This is a genomic window from Trichlorobacter sp. (assembly GCF_030247655.1).
Lineage (GTDB): Bacteria > Desulfobacterota > Desulfuromonadia > Geobacterales > Pseudopelobacteraceae > Trichlorobacter.
In genome coordinates this window covers 1-8,031 of the sequence record NZ_JAOTRZ010000126.1, presented here as the reverse complement: position 1 = coordinate 8,031, position 8,031 = coordinate 1, and the positions used below count along the sequence as shown (strand labels likewise).

The 8,031-nt window shown below is 51.7% G+C and carries 8 protein-coding genes; all 8 read right to left on the bottom strand.

Going from position 1 to position 8,031, the window contains the following annotated elements; genetic code table 11:
• Window positions 1-61: 61 nt before the first annotated feature.
• From OEL57_RS11080 to OEL57_RS11045, 8 genes are read right to left on the bottom strand one after another with little or no spacing between them, the layout of a single operon-like run.
• A complete protein-coding gene (locus tag OEL57_RS11080) occupies window positions 62-1,153 on the bottom strand; it encodes a DegT/DnrJ/EryC1/StrS family aminotransferase (RefSeq protein ID WP_300740598.1) in 1,092 nt (363 codons plus the stop codon).
• Window positions 1,150-2,094 (bottom strand): Gfo/Idh/MocA family protein, encoded by a 945-nt coding sequence (locus OEL57_RS11075; RefSeq protein WP_300740597.1) that lies wholly within the window; start codon window positions 2,092-2,094, stop codon window positions 1,150-1,152. Before OEL57_RS11075 ends, OEL57_RS11080 begins: the two co-directional genes overlap by 4 nt.
• The gene (lpxA, locus tag OEL57_RS11070) at window positions 2,091-2,876 is read right to left on the bottom strand and encodes an acyl-ACP--UDP-N-acetylglucosamine O-acyltransferase (protein ID WP_300740596.1); all 786 of its coding nucleotides are present in this window, start codon (window positions 2,874-2,876) and stop codon (window positions 2,091-2,093) included. Before lpxA ends, OEL57_RS11075 begins: the two co-directional genes overlap by 4 nt.
• A 13-nt stretch (window positions 2,877-2,889) precedes the next feature.
• Window positions 2,890-3,333 carry a 3-hydroxyacyl-ACP dehydratase FabZ gene (gene fabZ / locus OEL57_RS11065; RefSeq protein ID WP_300740599.1) on the bottom strand — a complete coding sequence of 148 codons (444 nt, stop codon included), beginning with the start codon at window positions 3,331-3,333 and terminating at the stop codon, window positions 2,890-2,892.
• 15 nt (window positions 3,334-3,348) lie between these two features.
• Window positions 3,349-4,386, bottom strand: a complete 1,038-nt coding sequence (lpxD, locus tag OEL57_RS11060; protein WP_300740595.1) for a UDP-3-O-(3-hydroxymyristoyl)glucosamine N-acyltransferase — start codon at window positions 4,384-4,386, stop codon at window positions 3,349-3,351.
• Between the two features lie 14 nt (window positions 4,387-4,400).
• Window positions 4,401-4,919, bottom strand: a complete 519-nt coding sequence (locus tag OEL57_RS11055) for an OmpH family outer membrane protein (RefSeq protein ID WP_300740594.1) — start codon at window positions 4,917-4,919, stop codon at window positions 4,401-4,403.
• A gap of 27 nt (window positions 4,920-4,946) precedes the next feature.
• A complete protein-coding gene (bamA, locus tag OEL57_RS11050) occupies window positions 4,947-7,247 on the bottom strand; it encodes an outer membrane protein assembly factor BamA (protein ID WP_300740593.1) in 2,301 nt (766 codons plus the stop codon).
• Window positions 7,244-7,936, bottom strand: coding sequence for an ABC transporter ATP-binding protein (locus OEL57_RS11045; RefSeq protein WP_300740592.1), 693 nt, complete (start codon window positions 7,934-7,936; stop codon window positions 7,244-7,246). The genes bamA and OEL57_RS11045 overlap by 4 nt, the downstream gene beginning before the upstream one ends.
• Window positions 7,937-8,031: the final 95 nt, after the last annotated feature.

Sequence of the window (8,031 nt, the reverse complement as noted above, 5' to 3'; positions counted from 1 at the left end):
GATATCACCGGAGGCTTCGCCGGCCACAATCATGACACGACGCTGCGGACTGCCTGTCATCTTACTTGATCGCCCCTCGAATTGCCTCAATCACCTGATCAACCTGTTGATTGGTCATCTCAGGATAGATCGGTAACGACATGCAGCGGGCTGCGATTGATTCAGTCACCGGCAGGGAAAGACCTTGGCACTGTTCAGCAAAGACGTTCTGATGGTGCAACGGAATCGGGTAATAGACCGCGCTTGCAATCTGCTGTTCAGACAATGCAGCCATAATCTGATCCCGTTTATCGGTCAAAACTGTGTACTGATGGTAGACATGTACACCCTTACCATCCTCAAACGGTACCGTGACAACATCCTTAAGCCCTTCAGAATAACGGTGTGCGACCCTACGTCGTTCCTGGTTGAAACGATCAATGTGGCGCAGCTTAACCCTCAGAATAGCGGCCTGCAGATCATCAAGACGGCTGTTAAAGCCGATTACATCGTGGTGGTAGCGCACCTTGCTGCCATGATTACGCAGCATCTTGAGCGTTTCTGTTCCTTCAGTTGTAGCGCTGGTTACCAGCCCGCCATCACCATATCCCCCCAGGTTTTTGCTGGGGAAGAAACTGAAACAGCCAAAAGCACCAATTGAGCCGGTCATACGGCCAGCAATGGCTGCGCCGAAGGATTGGGCGCAATCCTCGATCAGCACCAGATTGTGGCGCTCACAGATGGCACTGATGGCAGCCATGTCAGCTGGCTGGCCAAAGAGATGGACAGGAATCACCGCCTTGGTACGGGGGGTAATGGCCTTCTCAATCAGTTCCGGCACAATATTGAAGGTTTGAGGATCCACATCCACAAAGACCGGTACAGCACCGGCATAGCAAATCGCCTCAGCCGTAGCGATGAAAGTAAACGATGTGGTGATCACCTCATCACCCGGCTTGATTCCGGCAGCCAGCACAGCCAGATGCAGGGCATCGGTTCCAGAGGCACAGCCAACAGCACTGGGACAGCCCAAATAGGTTGCAGTTTCCTTTTCAAGGCCGGTAACGTTGGGGCCCAGGATAAACTGGGTACTTTCCAGCGCATCCAGTACTGCAGCATCAATCTCGCTCTTCAACTGGTGATACTGGGTCTTAAGGTCTACCATCGGTATCATGGGCGTATCCTGTTCAGTGCTTCGTTGATTTTCAACGCTGTTTCAAGCGCCATCCGGCCGTCCCGGCCACTTACCTGAGGTTGCTTTCCTTCACGAATCGCCTCAACAAAAGAACTGATCTCCGACAGCAGCGGATCAGACTGCCCCAGTTCATGTTCTTTAACCTGTATATTGGGGATACCGGGTAATAACTCGCCTTCCCCTTTTTTCGCAACCAGCACCTTCTTGTTCTGAAAATCCAGCGTCAGGTAGGCGTCACGTTGGAAGATCCGCATCTTACGCTCGCTTTTGAGACTGATCCGGCTGGCCGTGACGTTTGCCACGCAGCCGTTTTCAAAGGCGATTCTCGCGTTGGCGATATCTTCTTCGCCGGTAAAGACCGGCGCACCAATGGCATCAATTTTTGCCACCGGCGACTTGACCAGATGCTGAATGATCTCGATGTCGTGGATCATCAGATCAAGTACCACGTTTACATCAGTACCCCGTGGTTTAAACGGTGCAATTCGTACTGATTCCACAAACAGCGGTTCGATCAACACCTCTTCCACCGCCATCAGCACCGGGTTAAACCGCTCCAGGTGTCCCACCTGAAAAACCAGCTTACCACTATCAGCCAGACTGATCAGCTCATCAGCCTGTTCAATGGTCACGGTAATTGGCTTTTCAATCAGTACATGTACGCCCGCAGCCAGAAACTCCTTTGCCACCTGGTGATGGTATTGAGTTGGCACCACCACACTGACCGCATCCACCTGACCGATCAGCTCACGGTAGTCAGTAAAAGCCTTACATCCGCAGGCAGCCGCCACCTCAGCACCACGGGCCGCATCGGCATCCACCACCCCGACCAGCTCGACCCTTTCCAGGGCAGCGTACTTCTGGGCATGGTAGTTACCAAGGTAGCCGACTCCGATGACTGCTGCACGAAGTCTGCTCATCCGCGACAGATCCCGCGTTTTGAACCCTCAATAAAGGCCAGCAGGTTATCTACTTCAACACAACCAACAATCTCAGCCCGGATCTTTGCGATGGCGTCAGTCTGCTTCAGATGGGCCATAAAGAGCGTCTTATATGCTTTTTTCAACCCACTGATCGCTTCATCACTAAAACCGCGACGCTTCAGGCCGATCAGGTTCAGACCGCGCAGTTGCGCCTCCCGCTTGCCTCCTGAGGTTGCAATCATGTACGGCGGGATATCCATACCCACCAGTGTACCGCCGCCCAACATGGAATAGGCGCCGATGGTGACAAATTGATGTATCGCAACCAAGCCGCCCAAGATGACATTATCCTGCACCGTGACATGGCCGGCCAGCGTGGCGGCATTGGCCATGACCACCCCGTTACCCACCACACAGTCATGGGCCACATGGGAATAGGCCATCATCAAGTTATTATTACCCATTACGGTCTCGGCATGACCGGTTACCGTACCGCGATGAATGGTGGCAAACTCACGGATCACGTTACCGTTACCCAGCCGGGTCCAGCACTCTTCACCCCTGTATTTCAGATCCTGTGGAGCTGCGCCAACAGAAGCCATGTGATAAATCTGGTTATTCTCTCCCAGCTCGGTCCACTTGCCGATCACCGAATGGGCGCCGATACTGGTACCTTTACCGATAATGGCATGCTCTTCAATAATAGCATAAGGACCGATCTCGACCCCTTCAGCCAGCTGTGCAGAGGGATGGACTATTGCGCTTGCATGTATGCTCATGGTCTCTCCCTATCTATTCTGCTGCCGGAGCAAAGGTGGCCTTGAGTGAGGCCTCGGTCACCAGTTTGCCGTCCACAAACGCCTTACCATCAACACCCCAGATGCCGCGACGATTCATGGTTGTGGTAATCTCTATCCGCAGTTGATCACCAGGCACTACCGGCTTACGGAACTTGGCGCTGTCAATGGCCATAAAATAACTTACCTTTTTCTTGGTTTCGTCGTCAGAAGCCAGATAAGCCATGATACCGGCCACTTGAGCCATCGCCTCAACAATCAACACACCGGGCATGACCGGATGGCCGGGGAAATGACCGGGAAAGAACGGCTCATTAATACTGACGTTCTTGATACCGACACAGCGTTTACCGTGTTCAAGCTCCACAATACGGTCCACCAACAAAAACGGATAACGGTGAGGCAAAATCTTCATGATGGCGTTCACATCCATCGGCATAGTCGGTTCCATCGCTTACTCCTTTGCCAGCCGGGCCTCAAGGGCGGCCAAGCGCTTTTCGTACTCATTCATCTTCTTTCTCATCTCAGGCAGCTTGGGCAAGGTTCCCATGGTTTTCAACCATTCCTTGTGCGGCATGGCTGGAGAACCACTGTAATAGGCATTGCCCTCCAGAGAGCCAGGCACACCGGCCTGTGCACCAACGATCACGTTATCGCCAATGCTGACATGCCCCACCACCCCCACCTGACCAGCCAGGGTGACATGATTGCCAATCTTGCTGCTGCCGGCAATCCCCACCTGTGATACGATCATGCAGTCTTCACCGACCTGGCAGTTGTGGGCCACCTGCACCAGGTTATCCAGTTTGGTGCCGCGCCTGATCAGGGTCACCTCAAGGGCAGCCCGGTCAACGGTGGCATTGGCACCGATCTCAACATCATCTTCCAGTACCACAATACCGATCTGGGGAATCGGATAATAGGAAGCCCCATCCGGCGCATAGCCAAAGCCGTCACTGCCGACCACCGCACCGGGCTGCAGCTTGCAACGTTTGCCCAGGCGGCAGCGCTCACGCACAACTGCATTGGCATGAATCACACAGTCGTCGCCGATGACAACGCCATCATACATCACTGCACCGGGGTGAATCACCACCCGGTCTCCGATACAGACATTGTTGCCGACCACGGCACCGGGATAGATGCTGATACCCTCACCCAAAGTGACATTGGTACCGATCACCGCTTCAGACATCACGCCAAGAGCAGGATGCGGTTGGGTATAAAACAGGGTCAAGAGCTTGGCAAACCCCAAATACGGGTTAGCCAGCTCAATGACATTACGACCATAGGATTCACCACCGGGCGCCATCAAAACGCCGCCAGCGTTGGTCTCTGCTACCTTGGCAGCGTATTTGGGATTGGCCAGAAAAGTAACCTTATCAGAAGCAGCCCCTTCAAGGGGAGCAAGGCCGTTAATCTTTACTGTGCTATCACCACGGACCGTACCGCCCAGATGGTCAGCCAACTCCTGCAGTGTCTTGGTCAGCATGGTTGCCACCCTGCCTATTTCTTGCTTTGCGCTGCGTTAAGGGCCTTCAGTATCTCTTCAGTCAGATCCACACCGGGATCAGCATAAAGCATACCAGCGCTACGGGCATCAAAGATCATGGAATAACCATGTTTTTTGCCATATTCCTGGACAATCTTTTCAAGATTCTCAAGGATTTTTTTAGTGAACTCACCATCACGGGCCTGCAGATCTTCTTCCGCATCTTTCGTAAAACGCTGGAAATCCTTCAGTTTCTGCTGATAGTCTTTTTCCTTGGCAGCACGCGCGGCTTCGGTCAGCGTCATACCCTGTTTTTCAAGATCATTCTTCAGCTTCTGTAACTCTTCCTGCTTGATGTTAACCTGCTCTTGATATTTTTTCAGTTTTTCCTGCAGTTGCGCCTTGGCAGCCTTACCAGCCTCCGAGGTATTCAGGGTGCGCTGCATATCGAGATAGCCGAGCTTTATATCAGCTGCCCAGGCAGAACCTGTCATTACAACCAACATCAGTGCCATCAGTACCAAACGCTTCATTAAGTCTCTCCTTACGTAGTATAAAGGTTAAAACAAACTGCCGATTGCAAACTCAAAACGGCCAGACTTGCTGTCTTCAGGACGCGGGTTGATCGGAATACCATACTCCAGTCGCAGAGGCCCCATCGGTGACGCCCAGCGGATACCGCCTCCATAGCTCATATAGATAGTGGGTGGTTTAAATCCACCGGTCCAGGCATTACCGTAATCAAAGAAACCAACCCCCTTGATGCCAAATTCAGGAAGCAAAGGGAATTTTACCTCTACATTGCCAAACAGCTCTTTTTCACCACCTACATCAACTTTAAGCTGGCTGGTAGCACCTGTTAGCGGATCCGTGTATGTTGCATACTGATGAGGAGAAATTGAACGCGCTGAGTAGCCCCTTACGGTCCCAATCCCTCCAAGATAAAATTTTTCATCCATCGGGATCGGAGCACCTGCCTCCTGAATAGCACCAACAACCACTTTAGTAGAAATTACAAATTTCCACCAAAGTGGATAGTAAAAAGTATTGTCTAAAACTTCACGAACATACTTGTTGTTCCCGCCCACGCCGGCATACTCCACCGAAAAGGTATTGACCATGCCACTAGAGGGATCGAAACGAAAGTCTGTAGTATTATTGGTGATGCTTCCATAGATTGAGCTGGTTGTAGTCTGACCGGGCTGAATTGAAGGGTAGATCAAAGGATTTTGAGTAATAGCCGGATTTATAACGTCATAAATATCTTTAATTTCATACTTATACATCCAGAAGGTGCCGATAAAATCGGTAATCGGGTAGCCGGCCTTGATATCACCACCGGTCAGACGACGGCTATAATCGGTGTAATCCCGTTCTGAACGGTAGATATCCATCCCCAGGGTCCACTTGGAGTCAAGGAAGTAGGGATCTGTCAGACCGACTGAATAGGTGTTTGACTTGCCGCCAATGGCAGCCGAAGCATTAGCCTTAAGCCCCAGCCCCAGGAAGTTTGACTGGGAAACCGAGCCCTGAAAGATCAGGCCATCAAGTGAGCTGTAACCACCACCAATGGTAAAGGCTCCAGTGGCTTTTTCCTTCAGATCCACATTAACATTGAGTTTGTCGCTAGCACTCCCTTTGGCTGTGGCCACATTGGCCTCTTCAAAGTAACCAGTGTTCATCAGATTCTGCTTGCTGCGTTTGAAACCGGTGGCGCTGTACAGCTCCCCTTCCATCAGACGCAGTTCACGGCGGGCAACCTTGTCACGGGTCTTGGAGTTACCAGCGATCGAAATCCGCTCAATCCTGACCAGTTCCCCCTTCTCCACCTCAAACACCAGATCAACAAGCTTCTTTTCCGGGTCAGGCTTGCTTTGCGGGTTAACGTTATTGAAGGCGTACCCCTTATCTGCGGTCATATCGGTCAGTGTACCGATGTCAGCCCTCAGATTTGCCCGGCTGAACACCTCGCCAGGCTCAGTTTTAAACTTTTGACGAATCTCTTTTTCCGGGTAGAGGATATCACCCTTAAAGGTAATTTCGCCAATCCTGAACTGGTCTCCTTCGGTAATGCTGATATCCACCAGCAGGGATTCCTGGTCCTCTGCCAGCTTCATCGTCGGCTCACCAACTTTAACGTTGATATAACCGTTATTCATATAGTGGTCGGCAATAAGCAGGGCATCATTCCGTAATACCTCTTCCTTGTAGGTACCGGCGCCGGTTAACCAGGACATGAACCACTCTTCCTTGGTTTCCATTACGCCCCGTAATTTGCGAGGACTAAAGGCTGTGTTGCCTTCAAAAGTGATGCTGCTTATTCTGATTTTATTTCCCTCAACCACCTTGAATACCACCTGATATTCTGTGGGAGAACGCTGCTCAATCTGCGCTTCTACGGCAACCAGATAGTACCCCTCATCCTGATACTGCTTCTTCAGCTTGGCAACGGCTTTATCAAGATCTTTTTGCGAGAAGATGGCATTACGACGAACCGGCAACCCTTCCAGCAGTTTTTCCTGCTTGAGTTCCTTGTTTCCTTCAAACCGGATATCCCTGACAATCGGCTTTTCAATCACCGAATAGACCACTATCACACCGTTTTTACCTGGCTCACTGGAGACCTGAACTTCCTGAAACTGCCCCAGCTTGAAGATGGATCGGATATCAGCATCAGTACGGTCGCCATCAAGCGTATCACCCGCCTTGATCGCGGTAGCACCCAAAATGGCTGACGCCTCTACCCGCCGGTTGCCGCGCACAATGACCTCGGTTATTTTTTCACCATCAGCATGGGCTGGTTGATCGGCAAGCACCAATGCAATCAGCAGTGCTGTTGTCAGGCTGGGGTAATAATTCACACTTCCTCCATAGTACAAGGCACAACAAGTCCGTCCAGAAGCCGGACCACTCGTTCCATCCTTGCAGCAATTCGCTCGTTATGGGTAACAACAATCATACTTATACCGGTCTGCTTCTGGATTTTCACCAGCAGCTCGTGAATTGCTTCACTTGTTTTTGCATCCAGATTGCCGGTCGGTTCATCAGCCAGCAGCAGTTCTGGTTCCATTATTAATGCTCTGGCTATGGCAACCCGCTGCTGCTCTCCGCCAGACAGTTCTCCTGGCCGGTGTAACAAACGGTGCTCCAACCCGACATCGCCCAGGATCGCCCGTGCCTGCAGCTCTGCCTGACGTCGCTCTTTACGGGCAATTAAAGCCGGCATCATCACGTTTTCCAGTGCCGTAAATTCAGGCAGCAGATGATGAAACTGGAACACAAAACCGATGGTGCAGCTTCTGAAATCTGCCAGCTCCCGGTCAGACCGGGCAAATAGATCCTGACCTTTATAGATCACTCTACCGCTGCTCGGACGATCGAGAGCTCCCAGAATATGGAGCAATGTACTCTTACCGGCACCTGAAGCGCCTATCAGGGCGGTTGTGGTTCCAGGAGCGATTTCAAGGTCAATCCCCTTCAGGACCTGTACCGTATCAGCGCCCATCCGGTAGTCCTTGCAGAGCCCAGTCACCTCCAGCAGACTACTCATACCGCAGAGCCTCTGCCGGCAGCATCCGTGATGCCTGCCAAGCTGGATAGAGGGTAGCCAAAAAGGAAATCAGGATTGCAGTAACTGAAATAACC